The following is a 19,969-nucleotide window of genomic DNA, read 5'->3' as shown; positions in this document are numbered from 1 at the left end:
GGCGGCCGCCCAGGAGCGCCGGCCGCCCGGTGGCGGCGGCGGCGCGGGGTGCACGCGTGCTGGCGTGCTGGGGTTTCCCGGCATGGGCCGATCACCGCGACGGTCCGCGCCGGGGATCCCGCGTGGTCCGCGCCCGGCCCGGCACTCTGGCCGGACCTTTGCGATATGCGCCATGCCGAACAGGTCGACGGGGTTGCTCGGTAGCATCCTGCGCGTGGCGCTCACGGACCGGCTGAAGCGCGTCTGGGTCGGCCGCCCTCTCGGAAGTGACCGGCTCGGTGAGACGTTGCTGCCGAAGCGGGTCGCGCTGCCCGTGTTCGCCAGTGACGCGCTGTCCTCGGTGTCGTACGCGACCGAGGAGATCCTGCTGGTGCTCTCGCTCGGCGGGCTGGCGTTCTACCACTTCACGCCGTGGATCGCGCTCGTCGTCGTCGCGCTCATGCTGACCGTCGTCGCGTCCTACCGCCAGACCGTGCACGCCTACCCGAGCGGCGGCGGCGACTACGAGGTCGCGACGGAGAACATCGGCGGGCCGGCGGGGCTCACGGTCGCCAGCGCCCTGCTGGTCGACTACGTGCTGACCGTCGCCGTGTCGGTCTCCGCCGGGGTGGCGAACCTGACGAGCGCGGCCACCAGCCTGGCCCAGCACAAGGTGCTGATCGCGGTGGTGCTCATCGTCGTGCTGACGATGATGAACCTGCGCGGCGTGCGCGAGTCGGGCACCGCGTTCTCGATCCCGACCTACGGGTTCATCCTCGGCATCTTCGTCATGATCGTAATCGGCTTCGTGAAGATGGCCTTCGGGCACACTCCGCGAGCGGAGAGCGCCGACTACCAGGTCGCCGCGACCAGCCACTACTCCGGGCTGGCGCTCGCGTTCCTCGCGCTGCGAGCGTTCTCCTCGGGCTGCACGGCGCTGACCGGCGTCGAGGCGATCAGCAACGGTGTGCCGGCGTTCCGCCCGCCCAAGAGCAAGAACGCGGCGACGACGCTGCTGGCGATGGGCCTGATCGCCGCGCTGATGTTCATCGGCGTCACCGTGCTCGCGATGGCCAGCAAGGTGCACGTCGCCGAGGACACGAAGAACCTCATCGGCGCGCACGGCGAGCAGCCGACGGTGATCGCCCAGGTCGCGGCGGCCGTGTTCGGCGGCGGCTCGATCGGGTTCGTCTACATCGCCGCGGTGACGGCGCTGATCCTGATCCTGGCCGCGAACACTGCGTTCAACGGCTTCCCGGTGCTCGGCTCGATCCTCGCCCGCGACGGCTACCTGCCGCGCCAGCTGCACACCCGCGGCGACCGGCTCGCCTACTCCAACGGGATCCTGCTGCTGGCCGGCTTCGCCACCCTGCTGGTGATCGTGTTCAAGGCCGAGACCACCCGGCTGATCCAGCTCTACATCGTCGGCGTGTTCGTCTCGTTCACCCTGAGCCAGACCGGCATGGTGCGCCACTGGCAGCGGGTGCTGCGCGGCAGCTCGGTGCTCGCGACGACGCCGGGCGGGCGGCGCAAGGTCCGCCGCTCCCAGACGATCAACTTCTTCGGGGCCTGCATGACGGGCCTCGTACTCGTACTCGTACTGGCGACGAAGTTCACCCACGGCGCGTACATCGTCGTCATCGCGATGCCAGTGATCTTCGTGGCGATGCGGGCGGTGCGCAAGCACTACGACCGGATCGCCACGGAGCTCACCCCGCCGCCCGGCCCGCCGACGCTGCCGTCCCGGGTGCACGGCGTCGTCCTGGTCAGCAAGATCCACGCGCCGACGCTGCGGGCGCTCGCCTACGCCAAGGCGACCAGGCCGCACAGCCTGGTCGCGGTGACCGCCGCCGTCGACCCGGCCGACGCCGAGCGGCTCACCCAGGAATGGTACGAGCGCGGCATCACCATCGACCTGGTGACACTCGCGTCGCCCTACCGGGAGATCACCGGGCCGGTGCTCAAGTACGTCGCGGACATCCGCAAGGACAGCCCGCGCGACGTCGTCGCGGTGTTCGTCCCGGAGTACGTCGTCGGCCACTGGTGGGAGCACCTGCTGCACAACCAGAGCGCGCTGCGGCTCAAGGCGAGGCTGCTGTTCCAGCCCGGGGTGATGGTGACGAGCGTGCCCTGGCAGCTGGAGTCGTCGTCGAACGCGCAGCGCCGCATGGACGGGGAGGCCGCCGGCGCCGTCCGGCGCGGCCAGGCCGGGCCGCGCGGCCCCGGCGCCGTCGCCGCCGTTGGCGCGAAGGCACCGTCGGCCGCGACGGCGCCTTCGCCAGGCTCGACCGCGTTGTCCAGCCGGGCCGACGGGCCGGAGGGCTAGTGCCGCCGGGGACGCGGGGCCGCCGGCGGCCCGAGGAGGGACATTCTCGCGCCTCCTCGGGCCATGGACCGGCCAGGCCCGACCAGGCCGGTCCTGGCGGCGACCACCGCGCGGGTGCGCGGTGGGCCGACGAGGACTACGAGGGCGACGAGGACCACGCGGGCGGCGAACTGATCGACCTGGACGTGGGTCCGGTGGCCCACGGCGGGTTGTGTGTGGCGCGGTCCGGCGGCAGGGTGGTGTTCGTCCGGCACGCGCTGCCCGGTGAGCGGGTGCGCGCCCGCGTCACCGACCGTTCCCACGACCGGTACTGGCGCGCCGACGCCATCGAGATCGTCGAGCCGTCGCCCGACCGGGTGGAGGCGCCCTGCCCGCACGCGGGGCCACCCAGGCCGGAGGCCCCGGGAGCGGTACGGGACGAACGTGGCCACCCTCGCCATGGCCAGGGAGGCTGCGGTGGCTGCGACTGGCAGCACGCCTCACCCGCCGCCCAGCGGCGGCTGAAGGCCGAGGTGGTCGTCGAGGCGTTGCGCCACCAGGGGGGCCTGGCCGCCCACGTGGCCTCCGGCGGCGAGACGGGTGACACGAAAGGCGCGCCGGGACTCGCCGTCGCGGTCGAGGCGCTGCCCGCCCTGGATGACGAGGCGGATGACATGGGCGCGCCCGGCCCGGCGCGGCAGGTGGGCCGGCGGGCCCGCGGGGGAGACCTCACGGTGGCTCTGCCAGCCGGCGAAGGGCTCGGCTGGCGCTCCCGGATGCGTTTCGCCGTGACCGCGGACGGCGAGGTGGGGCTGCGGATGCACCGATCGCACCAGGTCGTGGCCACGCCCGACTGCCGGATCGCGCATCCGCTGGTCGTGGATGCCGTCGCCGGGCGGCGCTTTCCGGGGGCGGAGGCGGTCGAGGTCGCGGCGAGCGTGAGCTCCGGGCGGGTGGCTGTTCGCCCGACCGGTGGCACGTCCCGCGACGTCGGCCGAGCGGCTCACGGCGGCGGGCTGGTCGAGCGAGTGCTGGGCCGGGAGTTCCGGGTGGACGCGTCCGCGTTCTGGCAGATCCACCCGGCGGCGGCGCGCACGCTCGTCGGCGCGGTGCTCGCCGCCCTCGAGCCGCGGCCGGGGGAGCGGGCCCTCGACCTGTACGCGGGCGCGGGCCTGTTCGCGGCCTTCCTCGCCGAGGCGGTCGGCCCGGACGGCGAGGTGATCGCGATGGAGTCCGACGCCGCCGCGGTCGCCTCGGCGACCCGCAGCCTCGCCGACCTGCCGTGGGTGTCGGTCCGGCCGGTGCGGGTGACGGCGGCGACTGTACGCCACTGCGTCGGCGGCACCCAGCCCGCAAGGGGCGCCCAGGGCGGGGGGCGCGTCGACGTGGCGGTGCTGGACCCGCCGCGGACCGGCGCCGGCACGGACGTGCTGACCGCGCTGCTGGCGCTGCGGCCCCGGGCGGTCGCCTACGTGGCCTGTGACCCGGTCGCGCTCGGGCGCGACCTCGCCGCCGCCGCGGCTGCCGGCTACCGGGTCGACGGCGTGCGCGCCTTCGACCTCTTCCCGATGACCGCGCACATCGAGTGCGTGGCCTGCCTGGTCCCCGCGCCGTAGCGCCGCCTCGGCCATGCCTCTCGTGTGACGGAACGCTGTCGCGTCGACATCCCGTGTCGATAGTCCGTGTACTGGATTGCTTGGATGCGGTATCGGCATTGTGACGGTGAGGTATCGGTGGCCATGCCGGCCGTTCCGGCGGCTGTACCGCCGCCCCGGGATGGTGCGTTCCCCAGGACACGCTGGCAGCCCGGACCAGGCCAGATCCGCGCCGGCGGGTAGTCGGATGACCGACATGGCGTGGCGGCCGAACGGCGGTAGGTTCAGCAGAGTACTGGTGCCGGGACACGTTGTCGCTACAACAGAGTGTTGCCACGGCGGAGAGTGGATTCTACCGCCAAAACGCGCGAATTCACCCGCGGCCGTGGCGATCTCACATGTCGGGTGCCGGTCCCTTGGCCGACATCCGGCCAGGCTAGGCTTTCCCGGACCCCGGGACCGAACCCCAGTCGGGGGAGGGAGTGCACGCCGTGTCGCTGCTGTCGACGATCAACAGCCCACAGGACGTCAAACGCCTCAGCCCCGAGGAGCTGCCCGCACTGGCCGCGGAGATCCGTGATTTCCTGATCCACGCGGTCGCGCGCACCGGCGGCCACCTCGGACCGAACTTGGGCGCAGTCGAACTGACGTTGGCGATTCATCGGGTATTCGACTCGCCCTTTGACCGGATCCTCTGGGATACCGGTCATCAGTCCTATGTGCACAAGCTGCTCACCGGCCGTGCCGACGGATTCGAGAAGCTGCGCCAGCGCGGCGGGATGTCCGGCTACCCCAGCCAGGCCGAGTCCGATCACGACATCATCGAGAACTCGCACGCCTCCACCGCGCTCTCGTACGCCGACGGCCTCTCGCGGGCCTATGCCCTGCGGGGCGAGGACCGCCACGCCGTCGCCGTCGTCGGCGACGGCGCGCTCACCGGCGGCATGTGCTGGGAGGCGATCAACAACATCGCCGCCGGCGACCGCAAGGTCGTCATCGTCGTGAACGACAACGGCCGCTCCTACGCGCCGACGATCGGCGGTCTCGCCGACCACCTGGCCGCGCTGCGGCTGGCTCCCGAGTACGAGCAGGTCCTCGACGTCGTCAAGCAGGTCCTCGGTCGCACCCCGCTGGTCGGCGCCCCGCTGTTCGACGCGCTGCACGGCATCAAGCGGGGCATCAAGGACGTCGTCCAGCCGCAGGGCATGTTCGAGGACCTGGGCCTGAAGTACGTCGGCCCGGTCGACGGCCACGACTCCGCCGCGATGGAGCAGGCACTGCGCCGCGCCAAGGACTACAACCGCCCGGTGATCGTGCACGCCGTCACCCGCAAGGGCTTCGGCTACCCGGCCGCCGAGCAGGACGAGGCCGACCAGTTCCACTCGGTCGGTGTCATCGACCCCAAGACCGGGAAGTCGACGGCGGCGAAGAAGGGCCTGTCCTGGACGAGCGTCTTCTCCGAGGAGATCGTCCGGATCGGCTCGGAGCGGCCGGACGTGGTCACGATGACCGCCGCGATGCTCCAGCCCGTCGGCCTGCACGCCTTCTCCAAGGCGTTCCCTGACCGGGTGTTCGACGTCGGCATCGCCGAGCAGCACGCGACCACCTCGGCCGCGGGCCTCGCGATGGGCGGCCTCAAGCCGGTCGTCTGCATCTACGCGACCTTCCTCAACCGGGCGTTCGACCAGGTCCTGATGGACGTGGCCCTGCACCGCCAGCCGGTCACCTTCGTGCTCGACCGCGCTGGCGTCACCGGTGAGGACGGCCCGTCGCACAACGGCATGTGGGACATGTCGATCATGCAGGTCGTGCCCGACCTGGAGATCGCCGCGCCGCGGGATGAGGCGACGCTGCGCACCCTGCTGCGCGAGGCGGTCGCCGAGACCGAGAAGCCGAACGTCATCCGCTTCCCGAAGGGGAGCGTCTCGGCCGACGTGCCGGCGATCGACACCGTCGGCGGCGTGGACGTGCTGTTCCGCGAGCCGGCTGTCGCCCGGCACCGCGAGGTGCTGCTCGTGTCGGTCGGTGCGATGGCGCCGACCTGCATGGAGGTCGCCCGCCGGGTGGCGAGCCAGGGCATCGGGATCACCGTCGTCGACCCGCGCTGGGTCAAGCCGGTGCCGGCCGAGATCGTCGAGCTGGCCCGCGACCACGATCTGGTCGTCACCGTCGAGGACAACGGCCGCGTCGGCGGTGTCGGCTCGGCCATCGCGCAGGCCCTGCGTGACGCCGACGTCGACATTCCGCTGCGCGACTTCGGCATCGCCCAGCGGTTCCTCGACCAGGGCAAGCGCGACGAGGTGCTCGCCGAGGTCGGCCTCGCTCCGCAGGACCTCGCCCGCAAGGTCGTCGAGGCGGTCGCCCGCCGCCAGCCGGCACTCGCCGGCGAGCCAGGCACGTCGGCCGAGACGACTCCGTCCGGCGAGCCGGTGATGCCTGAGCAGGCCACGGCGAAGGCGGCCAAGGCCTCGCCGCGGCAGCGCCGCTCCACCGAGTAGCTCGTCGGCCACGGCCGAGAAGCACGGCCACGGCTCACCGCTCTCAACCGCCGGCCAGGCACCCGCCTGGCCGGCGGTTTCGGCTTCCGGGCCGTCCGACCTGGCCCCGCCGGCGAATGGCGGACCGAACCTGGCCCAGACCGAATCGCATACCAGGCTGGCGATCAATGCCCGGCGGCGGCGCGGCATCTCCGACTGATCGCGAACCGGGTATGAACAAATCCGGCAAATTGGGAGGTCTGGCGCCGATCGGCATGCCAGGGCCGCGATCGGGTCGGTCGATGTGGCAGGGGGCGGCCGATGATCCGGCGTGATGTATGCCGATCGGTGCGGACGGGGCGTCGCGGCGCGTCATCGGCGCGCCCCTAGTCTGGACGGGTGCATGCTGACACCGCGCCGAACCAGGCGGCGATGACCGGGCGGCATCGCGCGGGTCGCGCTCAGGCCGGAGGCCAGCCGTCGACACGGTCGTCCGCCGCGGCGGACGAGTCGACGTCGGAGCCGAATCCGCCCGGGCCGCCGATCACCGGCGCGCCGGAGGCCTCGGCCGTGCCGGGGATGCCGGCCGTGCCGGGGACGCCGCCGGCGTCGGGGACGCCCGCGATGCCGGGGCGCAAGGGCGGGCCGCGCGCCTTGCTGGTGCGCGGGGCGCTGCTGATGGCCGTCGGGCTGCTCGTGGTCGCGCTGGTCAAGGGGTGGCACGACGTCAGCGCGTCGATCCGGGAGCTGAGCGTCGTCGGGGTGGTCGGCTCGGCCGTGGCGACGGTCCTCGCCGTCGGGCTGACGGTGCTGTCCTGGCGGGCGGTGCTCGCGGGGCTGGGCGCGCGGCTGCCGCTGCGGGCGGCGACACGGATCTTCTTCGTCGGCCAGGTCGGCAAGTACATCCCGGGCAGCGTGTGGCCGGTGCTCGCGCAGATGGAGCTGTCGCGCGACTACGGGGTGGCTCGGCCGCGCTCGGCGGCGGCGAGCCTGATCGTGCTGGCGCTCGCCGTGCCGTGCGGCGGGCTCGCCGCCGCCGTGACGCTGCCGTTCGTCTCCCGGGACGCGCTCACGAGCTACTGGTGGGCGTTCGCCGCCGCGTTGGCGTTCATGCTGCTGCTGTGGCCGCCGGTGCTGCGCAGGCTGCTGGCGGTCGCCTTCCGGCTGCTGCGCCGCCCGGCGATGACCGAGCCGGTCCCGGGACGGACGGTGCTCGTCGGCGCCGGCTGGCTGCTGGTCAGCTTCGGCTGCTACGGCGTCGCGACGTTCCTGCTCGCCCGTGACCTCGGCGCGAGTGTCGGCGGGCCGCGGCTGCTCGCCCTCGCCGTCGGCGGCTACGCGCTGGCCTGGACGGCCGGCTTCCTCGTGCTGGTGCTGCCCGCCGGCCTCGGAGTTCGCGAGGCGGTGCTGGTCCTGGCCCTGTCCCCGGCGCTCGCCAGGGAGCCCGCACTGGTGCTCACGCTGGTGTCGCGGCTGCTGGCCACCGTCGCCGACCTCGTCTGGGCCGGCGTCGGCGTCGCCCTGCGCCCGCGCGGAGCCGCCCTTCCGACCGGCGCCGAGGCCGACGCCGACACCGGCGACGTTTCGACGACGACCGATGCGCTGCCGCCCGGAGGCGTCACCGCCCGTCGCTGACGTCCCTCGGCGGTCTAGCCGGGATGCTGGGGCTGGCGGGAACGGCGCCAAGGCCTGGGCCAGGTGAGATAGGCCTCGGCCTCCATCATGGCGACGGCGACCCTGGGCAGGTCGCGGCTGGTGGGGAAGCAGATGTAGCGCGGCTGCCAGGCCGGCTGGAACCGGGCGTTGAACCGGTAGAGGCTCTCGATCTGGAACCAGCGGGAAAGGAACACCAGCAGCCACCGGCCGCTCCTGGCCGCCGGGCCCGCGCCGAGTCGGCCGCCGAGCTCAAGGGCCTGGCGGAAGGCGGCGAAGTTGAGCGAGATCCGGCGTACGCCCAGCTCCCGGGCGGCGCGGACGGTCGCCACGATGAGGTACTCGGTCAGCCCGTTGTCGGCCCGCGGGTCGCGCAGCATCATGTCGAGGGACAGGCCGTCGCTGCCCCAGGGCACGAAGTGCAGCAGCCCGCGCACCGCGCCGCCGGCCGGGGCGGTATCCCCGTCGGCCGGCGGAACTCGGCCGGCCTCGGGCAGGCTCACGGCGGTCACGGCGACACAGTCGGCGGCGCACGCGGCGACGGCGGCCTTGTCGTCACCGTCACCGCCGCGGCCACCGTCGTCGGGGCCGACCTGGCCGCCGGCTCCCGCGGCGCACTCGGCGAACCGCCCGAGTGCCATCGAGAAGCCGCGTTCCCGCTCCGAGCCGCGCCAGGCGCGCGTCAGCCGGCTCAGCTCGGCGAGCTCCGCCGCCGGCAGGTCACGCACCCGCGCGGCCTTCGCCTCGTAGCCGGCGCGCTCGACCCGGGCGACCGCCTGGCGGACCCCGCGCATAGCCCGGCCGTCCAGGCTGAAGTCGTCGACGGAGAGCACGGCCTCGTCACCCAGCTCCAGCGCGGTCAGGCCGGCCCTCGTCCAGGCCGTGCCGCCGGACGCCGAGCAGCCGATCACCGCCGGGACCCAGGCGTGCCGGGCGGCGACCCGCAGGAACTCGGCGATGGCGCCCGGCCATGCCTCCCGGTCGCCGAGCGGGTCGCCGCTGGCGAGCATCACCCCGCCGACGACCCGGTACGCGATCGCGGACTTCCTCGACGGCGACCAGATCACCGCCTTGTCCCGGCGCAGCGCGAACCAGCCGAGCGAGTCGTCGCCGCCGTGGCGGGCAAGCAGGTCCAGCAGCCGGGCCTCGTCGTCCGCGTCGTGGCGGGGGTGCGGCCGGGGCGGGCGCAGCGCCATCCAGGTCGGCAGCGCCACCGTCAGCAGGCCCATCGCGGCGAGCGTCCTGGCGACCATCCGGTCGATCCGGCCCGAGGCGAAGCCGACCGGGCCGTGAATCCCGATCATGCCGCCCAGCACATGCTCGATCTGCTCGGACAGCGGGTACTCGCTGATCGACCTCGACCAGCCCAGGCGCAGCATGAGCAGGCCGCTGCCCACCGACAGGCCGAACAGCGCGGCGAAAGCGCCGACGGCCCGCCAGCGGCTCGACGGGTCCGGCTCGGCGTGGAAGTCCCGGTGGCGGTAGAGCAGCCAGCCGGTGACCGCGGCCGACCCGACGGCGTCGTCGTAGTCGAGGCCCTTGAGCAGGTGCAGCACCGTGCTCACGGCGGCGAGCGCGAGCACGAGCTGCCAGGCGCGCCGCTTGCGGCGCGCGAGCCCATGCGCGAGCAGGACCAGCAGGACGCCGACGAGGACCGTCAGCGTCCGAGCGTGCTCCGGGATACCCGTCGGCAGGATGGCGCGCAGCTCGGCCATCCGCCGATGGCCCGGCGGCGTGACCGCCGACAGGATGTCGATCAGCCCGAGCCCGTACGCCAGCAGCGCGGCCGCCCGTGGCGAGGCTCCTCGCCGCCAGCCAGTCGCCGTGCCCGTGGGCGCCGGGCCGCGATCGGCCAGGTTCCCGCCTCGGCCACGACGCTGGCCCGCCCTGATCCGCCCGGCGGCGGGAGGACTGGCCGTCCGCGCGCCCAGCGTCGCGGTGCCGCGGGTGGCGGGGGACGTGGCGTTTCCCGCCGTGGGGCTTGTCGACGGCGGCCGGGAAGCGGCACGTGCCTGCCTCGACGACGGTGCCCGGTTGGTCATGGGCCCATTCTGGCCTGATCCGACGATGTCCTGATCCCGTGCCCGGTCTCAGTTTCCCGCGGCTCGCGATCAGGTGCGCACGTCGCGCGGCCCGCGGACAGGCTGAGGACGCCCGTCCGCGGGCGGTGACACGTGTGTGGCCCGGCAGGAAGGGCCTTTGTGCCGGGCCACACACGTGATGCTTCGTGGTCGCGCGTGGTGCTTCGGTCGTTGTCGTCGGCTTCGCGCCGGTGGGGTTGGCGGCGTGCGCGCCGCGCGGACGTTCGCCGCGTCAGCGGCCGGCCGCGAGCCGGCGCGCGCCCGCGCGCGTCCGGGCGGGGTCGGGAGCCGACTCGACCGGGAACCGGGTGAGGTACTCGGCCTCCAGTTCGAGCATCCGCCGGGTGTGGGTCGCGAGCGCGTCCTCGCTGCCGCCGACCACCGTGTCGTGGCGGGTGGCGTGCAGCCGGTCGAGCTCGTGGCGCAGGTCATCGTCGCTGAGCTGGGGCGCGGGGACTCCGATGGCGTGCTGCGTAGCGGTCATGGCGGCGAGGTACCCGGATCACCCCGATCTATCCCGGGCACCCGATGATCTCTCGACTGATGGATGAATCATGTGAATCATGGCGAGCCTCGTGTTAGTCGCGGCTCCGTGGGAATCGGGGGGAAACCGAACGAACCAAACGGAGTGGGCGATGGGCGTGCTGGACAGTCTCCTGACCGGACTCGACGACAAGACCCGGGCGCGGACCCTCAACATGATCGCGCAGAGCATCGCCGACGACCGTGAGCGTGCGCCCGAAGCATCACACCGCCGTCAGGTCGACACCGGGACCCGCACCCGCCGGTCCACCGGACCCCGTGCCCGCCACGAGCGGCGTGTGCCCTCAGGGGACGTCTCATCCTGACGACCGTGGGCTCGGCCGAACAGATCCGGATCAGGACAGTGCTCGCGCCCGCTCGGTCTCGTCGGCCAGCCAGCGCGGCACGGGTTTTACTGCGGCGCGGCGAGACCGCCGCGGGGCCCCCAGCCTGGCTGGGGGGCCCGCGGCGGCCGGACGGGGACGTGCCGTCAGCGGACGGTGGCGACGCCGGGTGGGGTGAAGCGGGCGCCGGCGATCTTCTCGCTGACGCCGATGCGGTCCAGGTACGGGGTGATGCCGCCGAGGTGGAAGGGCCAGCCGGCGCCGAGGATCATGCAGAGGTCGATGTCGGCGGCCTCGGCGACCACGCCCTCATCGAGGAGCAGACGGATCTCCTGGGCCAGGGCCGACAGCGCCGAGGCGCGGACCTCTTCGCCGCTCGGGGCGAGCGCCGAGCCCGCGGACGCGCCGTCGCCGGCGACCGGGCCGCGGGCGAGCGCCGCGGCCTCCGCGTCGACGATCTGGGCGCCGTCCGGGCCGGTCGTGTAGACGCTCGTCTTGCCCGCGGCGACCACCCGGCCCAGGCCGGTGGGGGAGCGGAACCGGTCGGGGAACGCGTCGTGCAGCGTCTCCGCGACGTGCAGGGCCACCGGTGGGCCGACCAGCGCGAGCAGCGTCAGCGGCGACATCGGCAGGCCCAGCGGGTCGAGTGCCGCGTCCGCCTCGGCGACCGGCGTGCCCTCCTCGATCGCGCCGAGCACCTCGCCGAGGAAGCGGGTGAGCAGCCGGTTGACGACGAACGCCGGCGCGTCCTTGACGAGGACGGCGTTCTTGCCGAGCTTCTTGGCCACCGCCAGCGTCGTGGCGACGGCCGCGTCGTCTGTCCTGGCCGCCCGCACGACCTCGACGAGCGGCAGCACGGCGACCGGGTTGAAGAAGTGCAGGCCGGCGACCCGCTCGGGGTGCGCGAGGCCCGCGGCCATGTCGGTCACGGACAGCGCCGAGGTGTTGGTCAGCAGCAGTGCGTCGGGGCGTACGACCGCCTCGAGCTCGCCGAGCACCGCCTGCTTGACCTTCAGGTCCTCGAAGACGGCCTCGATGACGAGGTCGGCGTCGGCGAACGCCTCCTTGGTCAGCGAACCGGTGACCAGGGCCTTGAGCCGGTTGGCCTTGTCGTGGGAGACCCGGCCGCGCAGCAGCAGGTTGTCGACCTCGCGGTGGACGTAGCCGACACCCTTGTCCAGGCGGGCCTGGTCGAGGTCGGTGAGCACGACCGGCACCTCGAGGCGTTGGGCGAACAGCAGCGCGAGCTGGCTGGCCATCAGCCCGGCGCCCACGACGCCGACCTTCGACACCGGCCGGGCGACCTTCGGGTCCGGCCCGCCGACCGGCTTGCGGGCGCGCTTCTGGGTCAGGTCGAAGGCGTAGAGGCTCGCGGCGAGCTCCTCGGAGACCGACAGGTCGGCGAGCGCCGTCGTCTCGGCGGCGTAGCCGGCGTCGCGGTCGGCCGTCTCGGCGAGGGCCAGCAGTTCGAGCGCGCGGTAGGCGGCGGGCGCGGCGCCGTGCAGCTTCGCGTCGGCGAGGGCCCGGCCGCGGGCGAGCGCGTCCGTCCAGGCCTGGCCGCGCTCGACGGCCGGGCGGGCGGCGACCGGGTCGACAATGTCGTCGGACAGCCGCCGCCCGCGCGAGGCTTCGCCATCCGGGGTTCCTGCCGGATCGGCGACAGGGTCCCTGCCGGATCGGCGAAGCCGATCTGGGAGGTCGGCGATCTGGTAGGTCCGGCGCGGGCTTTGGCCAAGGCCGCGCAGCACCTGGCCGACCCAGGCGAGCGCCTCCTCGAGGAAGTCCGCCGGCTCCAGCAGGACGTCGGCCAGGCCGAGCTTCGCCGCCTGCGGGCCCTTGAGGGTGCGGTTGGTGTTGAGCGGGTTCTCGATCGCGAGGGTGACCGCCTTGTCGGCGCCGACCAGGTTCGGCAGCAGCTGGGTGCCGCCCCAGCCAGGCACCAGGCCGAGGAACACCTCCGGCAGCGCGAGCACCGGGATGCCGGCGGAGAACGCCCGGTAGTCACAGTGCAGCGCCAGCTCCAGGCCACCACCCATCGCCGCGCCGTTGACCAGCGCGAACGTCGGCACCTTCCGGCCTGCGAGCCGGCCCTCGCCCACGCGGCGCAGCGCCATGTGCCCCAGCTCGCCGAGCTTCTCGATGGCCGGCCGGATCGCGTCCGGGTCGGTGAAGGACGACCGGAACGACAGGTCCGCGCCGACGCAGAAGATGAACGGCTTGCCGGTGACGGCGACCGCGGCCACCGGCGGCGTGTGCGCCTCGATCTCGTCCACCGCGGCCAGCAGCTCGCGCAGCCCGGCGGGGCCGAACGTGTTCGGCCGGGTGTGGTCGTGCCCGTTGTCCAGCGTGATCAGGGCGACCGGGCCGTCGACCCCGGGAAGCTGGGCATAACGGACGTAGGCGTGCGTGACGACCTCGTCCGGGAAGTCCAGCGCGACGTCAGTGCTGCTCATGCGGTATCTCCTGGTTCGCTCCGTGCGGGCTGAGTCGCTGGTTCGCTCCGTCCGGACGCGGCGCTACGGCCCCTTACTCGCTTCGCTCCCAAGGGACCTGCGCGCCGCGTCCTCCTCCGCGCCGCGTCCTCCTCCGCGAACGTGCGCTACGGCGACCTCCGCTGCGGCCCAACCACTTCGCTTTGCTCGTGGCCGGGCCTCCGCGGAGGCACGCCTCCGCGCCTGGTGGTGCCGTCCCAGCATCAGGCAGAGGTTGCCGAAGGGCGCGATGATGGCGGAGCCTCACGCGCCCGGGGACAGATCAGCCAGCATGGTGGGGGTTCTCCCAGATCGTGGTCGCGCCCATGCCGAAGCCGACGCACATCGCGGTCAGGCCGTAGCGGACCTCGGGGTGCTCCTCGAACTCGCTGGCGAGCTGCGTCATCAGCCGCACACCGGAGCTCGCCAGCGGGTGGCCGAGCGCGATCGCCCCGCCGTAGGGGTTGACCCGTGGGTCGTCGTCCGCGAGGCCGAAGTGGTCGAGGAACGCGAGCACCTGCACGGCGAACGCCTCGTTCAGCTCGAACAGGCCGATGTCGTCGATCGTCAGACCGGTGCGGGCGAGCGCCTTCTCGGTCGACGGGATCGGGCCGACACCCATCACCTCGGGCGCTACTCCGACGAACCCGAACCCGACGAGAGACATCTTCTTGGACAGGCCCAGCTCGTCGGCGACCTCGCTCGCGGCCAGGATGCAGCCCGTCGCGCCGTCGTTGATGCCGGCCGAGTTGCCGGCCGTCACCTTGCCGTGCGGGCGGAACGGGGTCTTCAGATGCGCCAGGGTCTCGACGGTCGTGCCCGGCCGCGGCGGCTCGTCGACCGTCACGTACTCCCAGCCGGTCTCGGCGTGCCGCGCGGCGACCGGGACCAGGTCCGGCTGGATCTTTCCGTCCGCGTAGGCCTTCGCGACCTTCTCCTGCGACGCGGCGGCGTAGGCGTCGGCGCGCGCCTTGGTGATGTCCGGGTAGCGGTCGTGCACGTTCTCGGCGGTCATGCCCATGACCAGCGCGGACGGGTCGACCAGCTTCTCGGAGACGAAGCGCGGGTTCGGGTCGACGCCCTCGCCCATCGGGTGGCGGCCCATGTGCTCGACGCCGCCGGCGATCGCCACGTCGTAGGCGCCGATGCCGATCGCGGACGCCGTGGTGGTGACCGCCGTGACGGCGCCCGCGCACATCCGGTCGATCGCGTAGCCAGGCACCGACTCGGGCAGCCCGGACAGGATCCCGGCGACCCGGCCGATCGTGAGCCCCTGGTCGCCGATCTGGGTCGTCGCGGCGATCGCCACGTCGTCGACCCGCTCCGGTGGCAGCGACGGGTTGCGCCGCATCAGGTCCCGGATGACCCGGGCGACCAGGTCGTCCGCGCGGGTCTCGGCGTAGACCCCCCTGGCCTTGCCGAACGGGGTCCGTACCCCGTCGACGAACACGACGTCGCGGACTGCACCGCGGGATGCCTTGAACACGTGGGTCCTCCCCGGCGAGGAACGGCTCGGCTGGGCCGTGCCGCCGGCGTCACCCGGTGGCACCCAGCCAGCCTACGACAGAGTTACCGATGAGTAGGTAACGCCCGCCAGGTGTCGTCCATGCCCACCCCGCCCGGTCCGCCCGGCCTCGCCCACCCCGCCGGTGATCGACGACGGCGGTGGAGGCAACGGGGACACGACGACGGGCCGCCACCCCTTCGCCGCCCGGCGGGCAGTTCGCGGGAGCTGGTGGGTCAGACGGTGCGCAGGCAGTAGCGGCCGTCCTGGCGGTCGACGCGGTAGGCGCGGCTGGCGGCCGCGTGCTCGCGCCGGACGAGGACGGTGACGTCGCGCTCGGACTCGGTGGCCGGCGCGGGCGCGAGCGTCACGCCAGTGACGCTGGCTGCGCGGATCGGCCCGCCGTCCCGGGCGTTCTGGGCCTGCAGGTCATTCTGGAAGTGGCCGAGGCTGTACACCTGGCCGGCGGCCGCGTGCTCGTCGAGCGTCTGGGCGCACAGCCGCTGGTAGGCGGCCCACAGCTGACCGTGGCCGATCTGCGTCAGGTAGGCGCTGTCGGGGGCGCTGGGCTCACGAGAACGTCGGCGCGGGGGAGTTGAGGGATAGGCGGGATCCGCGGTCGCGGCCTGATGACCTGCTGGCTAGGCCGTGCCGTCATTCTGGGGACGGGATCCGCTCCTCGAACCGCGTTCGTCGCCCCGGCGACTGTCGCCCACGCGGCACCCATCCACGTCATCCGGTGGTTTCGTCGGAGCTTCGGAGGCTGTTGCAAAATCAAGCCGACCAAGATCGGTAGTCGAGTGTGTACGGCCGAGGTGGCCGCTGCCGGACCAACGCCGGCCACCTGGACTGATCCGGTGGGCCGGATCGGGCCCGTGGGCGAATTTTGCAACAGCCTCTTCGACTCCGAGCATCACACCGGATCATGGGGCAGCCATCGTGTCGGGCAGGGCGAGACCGTCCGCCCACGACCTGGCCACGACACCTTCCCGCCGAGCTGCCAGCACGACCTAGCCACAGTTGGCGACGGCGCGTTAGCGCAGTGCCAACCTGGCCACAGAAGGTGGCAGCGCATCAGCGCAGTGCCAACCCGGCCACGTCCTCAACCCGGCACCACACCAACCACGGCCATACGCCTGTATCCGGCACCACGCGGGGAGGACGCTCAGCGTCCGACAGGCGGGGCGGCGCGTCCAGCGCCCGCCCGCCTCACGCGGCGTCGGTCAGCTCGCGGGGGACGGCCACGACGTCGACGAGGGCGCCGTTTCGCCAGACGGTGATCTCAAGGCGGCGGCCGATCGCGTTCTCGACCATGAGCTTCTGGATGGCGGTGCTGGTGGTGATCTCCTGGCCGTCGACGGACAGGACGACGTCGCCGCGGCGCAGGCCCGCGCGCTCGGCCGGGCTGCCGTCGACGACCTGGGCGACGCGCAGGCCGGCTCGCCGGCTCACCTTGGCGGCCAGCGCCGGCGGCAGCGGGGCCTCGGCGCCGGCGATGCCGAGCCAGGCACGGCGGACCCGGCCGTGGCGCATCAGGGTGGCGATCAGGCCGCGGGTGGTGTCGTTGATCGGGACGGCGAGGCCGAGGCCGATGCCCGCGACGGCCGTGTTGACGCCGACCATGCGCCCCCGGCTGTCGGCGAGCACGCCGCCGCTGTTGCCCGGGTTGAGCGCCGCGTCGGTCTGGATGACCTCGTCGACGACCCGGCCGGACTGGGTCGGCAGTGAGCGGCCGAGCGCGGAGACGATCCCGGCGGTGACGCTGCCGGCAAGGCCCAGCGGGTTGCCGAGCGCGACCACCAGCTGGCCGACCCGCAGCAGGCCGGCGTCGCCGAGCGTCACCGGAGGCGGCACGTCGCCGCGCGCCCGCAGCACCGCGAGGTCCGACAGTGGGTCGCGCCCGATCACGTCGGCGACGACGTCGGCGCCGTCGGTGAAGGTCGCCTCGGCGGTCTCCGCCCCCTCGACGACGTGCGCGCTGGTGAGCAGGAAGCCGTCGGCGGTCAGGACGCTCGCGCTGCCGGCGCCCTGGCCGCGCCGGCCGCGTACCCGCAGGCTGGCGACGCTCGGCAGCACCGTCTGCGCCACGTGGACGACCGCCGCCGAGTACGCGTCGAGCGGCTCCTGCTCGGCCGGCTCGCCGCCGACGACAGATCCGTCACGCTGGGCTGGCGGTACGTCATCACTCATGCCGCGAGCAACCACCGGCGGCCACGGATCGTGCCCGGGTTCGCGTTCGGCGGACATCCCAGGCCAACCCGCCCGGCCGCCCGCGTCGGGAACGGCGCCTCCAGGGAGACGGCCTCGGCGCCTAGGAGACGGCCTCGGCGCCGCCGCCGAGGGGACTCGCGGACGCGGGGGCGGCGGACCGGCCGGCCCGGCGTGGCGGGCCGGGCTCGGCCACGGGGGGCTCGGCGAGGGCGTCAGCGATCGCGGCGGCGGTCAGGTCCACCTGCCAGGCGCGGGCACCGCCGGCGCGCAGCGTGCCAGCCACGGTCGCGGCGGAGAGCTCCCCGGGCGGCGACCAGGCGACCCGCCTGGTCAACGCCGGCTCGATCAGGTTCTCCACCGGCATGTTCTGCTCGCCGGCGACCTTGTTCAGGCTGGCGCGGACGCGGACGAGCCGGGCGGCGGCGATCGGGTCGCGTTCGGCCCACCGGTTGGGCGGTGGCAGCCCGTCGCCGCCGGTGGACGCGGTCGCGGGCGGGAGATCCGCGTCTGGCAGCGCCGCGGCCTGGGTCAGCGCCGTCATCCACACGCTGGCGCTGCGCCGCAGCCGCGGCCCGGAGAACACCGGCAGCTTGACCAGCTCGGTGGCGTCCGCCGGCGCCGACAGCACCGCGTCGATGATCGCGCTGTCCGGCAGTACCCGGCCGGGCGCGATGTCGCGGGCGCGTGCGATCTTGTCCCGGGCGGTCCACATCGCGCGGACCGCCGCCAGCTGCCGGCGGCTGCGGGCGCGGTGGATGCCGCTGGTGCGCCGCCAGGGCTCGGCCCTCGGCTCGCGCGGCGGGGCGGCGACGATCGCCGCGAACTCCTGCAGGGCGAAGTCCAGCTTGCCTGTCTCGGTGAGCTCGGCCGTGAGCTCGTCGCGCAGCTCGACGAGCAGCTCGACGTCGAGCGCCGCGTAGCGCAGCCATGGCTCGGGCAGCGGCCGGGTTGACCAGTCGGCCGCGGAGTGTCCCTTCTCCAGGCCGAACCCGAGCACCCGCTCGACCATCATCCCGAGGCCGACCCGCTCATAGCCCAGCAGCCGGCCGGCGAGCTCGGTGTCGAACAGCCGCGTCGGGCGCAGCCCCAGCTCGGCCAGGCACGGCAGGTCCTGGCTCGCCGCGTGCAGCACCCACTCGCACTCGCCGACCTTCTCCTGAATCACGCTCAGGTCGGGCAGCGTGACCGGGTCGATGAGCGCCGTGCCGGAGCCGCGCCGGCGGATCTGGACCAGGTAGGCGCGCTGGCTGTAGCGATAGCCGGAGGCGCGCTCGGCGTCGAAGGCCACCGGGCCCTCACCCGCCGCGAGCCGCTCGGCGACCTCCGAGAGAGCCCTCGCGTCGCAGGTGACGGGGGGCACGCCCTCGACCGGTTCCAGCAGCGGGGTGACGGCGGGCGACACCGGTTCTGCCGCGTCGATCACGTCTGGTCTGCCACCCCCGCTGAGCTGCCGTGTTGAGTTCGGAACCGTCGACGTCACGATCGGCGATGGTACGTGTGAATGCCGCCGTTGGCAGGCCGGTCGGCGGATCAAACGTACCGTTTATACGCTTCGTAACGAGGCTACCGGCATCAGTGACCGGCGTACCGCCATATGTACGCGGCTCGCCCACGGAGTGCGCTCAGCGCCCGCCATCGGGCGCTGAGCGCCTTCCCCGTGTGGTTCGTGGTTGATGCGTATGGCGGCGGCCGACCTGCTCCCGACCTTATCGGGGCCTTCCAGGCTCGCCATGGCCTGGGGCGTGGAACAGAGCGGTGGCGGAGGTCGTACTGGTGAGCTGTTCACGCAGCCCGGCGCCCACCGGTGACGGCGCCTCTAGCGCTGCGCCAACGTAACCACCTCACCGACCCGACTCCGGCCCGGACCGCGGTCATCTGCGCCGGCCCGGAACCAGGCGAAGAGCAGGGTCCCTGCCGGATCGGCGACAGGGTCCCTGCCGGATCGGCGGACGGGGTCCCTGCCGGATCGGCGAAGCCGATCTGGGAGGTCGTGATCTGGGAGGTTAGCGATCTGGGAGGTCAGGCTAAGCGCCCGACACGAGGCGAGCGCGTCCAGCGCCTCGCTCGCTAGAAGCGGCGTCCCGGGAGCTGGACGACGCCGGCGATGCGCGGCGGCAGACCGGCCATCGCGGCCAGGAGGTCGGCGAACGCGTGCAGGTGGGCGGCGGTCTCCTCGGCCGACCAGGGCGTCCCGCCTTCCCCGCCGGGACGGACCGGGCCGGCTGTCTCCGCCCAGTTGGGCGACCAGGAGCAGCGCACCTCGACGTCGAAGCTGTCGCCGTCGGGCGCGAGCACCCCGAAGCGGCGCGACGTCGTCGTGGTGACGGTGCCGCCGAGAGCGCGCGCGCCGGCGCCGTGGGCGGCCATCGCCTCGACCAGCCAGGACCACGCGACCTCGGGCAGCATCGGGTCGGCCGCGACCTCGGGCTCGACGGCGGCGCGGGCGTAGCAGACCAGCCGGGCGGTGCCCTCCCAGGCGTTGTGCCCCGCCGGGTCGAACAGGAGGACGAGCCGGCCGGCGGCGAGGTCCTCGTCGTCACCGGCGAGGCTGGCCGCGAGCGCGAGCGCGTACGGGGCGACCCGGCTCGGCGGCGTCGTCTCCCGCACGGCCAGTTCGGGGCGTAGCGTGCCGAGCGCCTCCCGCAAGGCTGTCGCCGCGGCGACGAAAAGGCCCGGTCCAGCGAGGGCTGGTATGGCCACCGCAGTCGCCGCCGCTCGCGCGGCCCCGGCGTCGGGGGACAACTGGGCGCCCATGGCGGCCACGTTAGGGCGTGGGCGCAGATCCCGCTGCCCGGACGCCGGAGCGTGCTGCTTCGACCCCGATGGG

Annotated in this window: 14 protein-coding genes; 5 read left to right on the top strand and 9 right to left on the bottom strand. The window is 73.6% G+C overall.

Features of this window, described 5'->3' with window-relative positions:
* The first annotated feature begins 214 nt into the window (after window positions 1–214).
* The 3 genes from QOZ89_RS35285 to dxs all read left to right on the top strand — a co-directional run bounded on the left by QOZ89_RS35285 (window position 215) and on the right by dxs (window position 6,377).
* On the top strand, window positions 215–2,305 hold the full coding sequence (locus tag QOZ89_RS35285) for an APC family permease (RefSeq protein WP_312628190.1): 2,091 nt from the start codon (window positions 215–217) through the stop codon (window positions 2,303–2,305).
* Window positions 2,305–3,900 (top strand): class I SAM-dependent RNA methyltransferase, encoded by a 1,596-nt coding sequence (locus QOZ89_RS35280; RefSeq protein WP_397428900.1) that lies wholly within the window; start codon window positions 2,305–2,307, stop codon window positions 3,898–3,900. The genes QOZ89_RS35285 and QOZ89_RS35280 overlap by 1 nt, the downstream gene beginning before the upstream one ends.
* Before the next feature lie 470 nt (window positions 3,901–4,370).
* On the top strand, window positions 4,371–6,377 hold the full coding sequence (gene dxs / locus QOZ89_RS35275) for a 1-deoxy-D-xylulose-5-phosphate synthase (RefSeq protein WP_071052934.1): 2,007 nt from the start codon (window positions 4,371–4,373) through the stop codon (window positions 6,375–6,377).
* Window positions 6,378–6,817: 440 nt separating this feature from the next.
* Here dxs and QOZ89_RS35270 read toward each other — a convergent pair whose 3' ends face one another.
* A complete protein-coding gene (locus QOZ89_RS35270; RefSeq protein ID WP_198543541.1) occupies window positions 6,818–6,994 on the bottom strand; it encodes a hypothetical protein in 177 nt (58 codons plus the stop codon).
* On the opposite strand from QOZ89_RS35270, the gene QOZ89_RS35265 reads away from it, so the two are divergent.
* Window positions 6,981–7,991, top strand: a complete 1,011-nt coding sequence (locus tag QOZ89_RS35265) for a lysylphosphatidylglycerol synthase transmembrane domain-containing protein (RefSeq protein ID WP_071052904.1) — start codon at window positions 6,981–6,983, stop codon at window positions 7,989–7,991. The genes QOZ89_RS35270 and QOZ89_RS35265 overlap by 14 nt on opposite strands.
* Before the next feature lie 14 nt (window positions 7,992–8,005).
* Here QOZ89_RS35265 and QOZ89_RS35260 read toward each other — a convergent pair whose 3' ends face one another.
* Window positions 8,006–10,051 carry a phosphatidylglycerol lysyltransferase domain-containing protein gene (locus QOZ89_RS35260; protein ID WP_083419731.1) on the bottom strand — a complete coding sequence of 682 codons (2,046 nt, stop codon included), beginning with the start codon at window positions 10,049–10,051 and terminating at the stop codon, window positions 8,006–8,008.
* Between the two features lie 271 nt (window positions 10,052–10,322).
* Entirely contained in the window at window positions 10,323–10,574 is a 252-nt protein-coding gene (locus tag QOZ89_RS35255; protein WP_071052903.1) for a DUF6158 family protein, read from the bottom strand.
* 151 nt (window positions 10,575–10,725) lie between these two features.
* On the opposite strand from QOZ89_RS35255, the gene QOZ89_RS35250 reads away from it, so the two are divergent.
* Window positions 10,726–10,938 carry a hypothetical protein gene (locus tag QOZ89_RS35250; RefSeq protein WP_071052902.1) on the top strand — a complete coding sequence of 71 codons (213 nt, stop codon included), beginning with the start codon at window positions 10,726–10,728 and terminating at the stop codon, window positions 10,936–10,938.
* Window positions 10,939–11,102: 164 nt separating this feature from the next.
* On the opposite strand, the gene QOZ89_RS35245 is transcribed toward QOZ89_RS35250, so the two are convergent.
* The 6 genes from QOZ89_RS35245 to QOZ89_RS35220 all read right to left on the bottom strand — a co-directional run bounded on the left by QOZ89_RS35245 (window position 11,103) and on the right by QOZ89_RS35220 (window position 19,896).
* Window positions 11,103–13,409: a 3-hydroxyacyl-CoA dehydrogenase NAD-binding domain-containing protein gene (locus QOZ89_RS35245; protein WP_071052901.1), complete on the bottom strand. Its 2,307-nt coding sequence runs from the start codon at window positions 13,407–13,409 to the stop codon at window positions 11,103–11,105.
* A gap of 301 nt (window positions 13,410–13,710) precedes the next feature.
* The gene (locus QOZ89_RS35240; protein WP_312628161.1) at window positions 13,711–14,913 is read right to left on the bottom strand and encodes a thiolase family protein; all 1,203 of its coding nucleotides are present in this window, start codon (window positions 14,911–14,913) and stop codon (window positions 13,711–13,713) included.
* A gap of 254 nt (window positions 14,914–15,167) precedes the next feature.
* Complete coding sequence (locus QOZ89_RS35235; RefSeq protein ID WP_312628159.1) at window positions 15,168–15,389, bottom strand: hypothetical protein; 222 nt, start codon at window positions 15,387–15,389, stop codon at window positions 15,168–15,170.
* Between the two features lie 751 nt (window positions 15,390–16,140).
* Entirely contained in the window at window positions 16,141–17,121 is a 981-nt protein-coding gene (locus QOZ89_RS35230) for a S1C family serine protease (protein WP_312628157.1), read from the bottom strand.
* 121 nt (window positions 17,122–17,242) lie between these two features.
* Window positions 17,243–18,565, bottom strand: coding sequence for an HRDC domain-containing protein (locus QOZ89_RS35225; RefSeq protein WP_083419730.1), 1,323 nt, complete (start codon window positions 18,563–18,565; stop codon window positions 17,243–17,245).
* Between the two features lie 644 nt (window positions 18,566–19,209).
* Window positions 19,210–19,896: a DUF3000 domain-containing protein gene (locus tag QOZ89_RS35220; protein ID WP_083419729.1), complete on the bottom strand. Its 687-nt coding sequence runs from the start codon at window positions 19,894–19,896 to the stop codon at window positions 19,210–19,212.
* Between the last annotated feature and the right edge of the window lie 73 nt (window positions 19,897–19,969).

It is taken from the genome of Pseudofrankia coriaricola (genome assembly GCF_032027725.1).
Lineage (GTDB): Bacteria > Actinomycetota > Actinomycetes > Frankiales > Frankiaceae > Pseudofrankia.
Note: the sequence above shows the minus strand (reverse complement) of the source record. Positions and strands in the feature narration are given on the sequence as shown.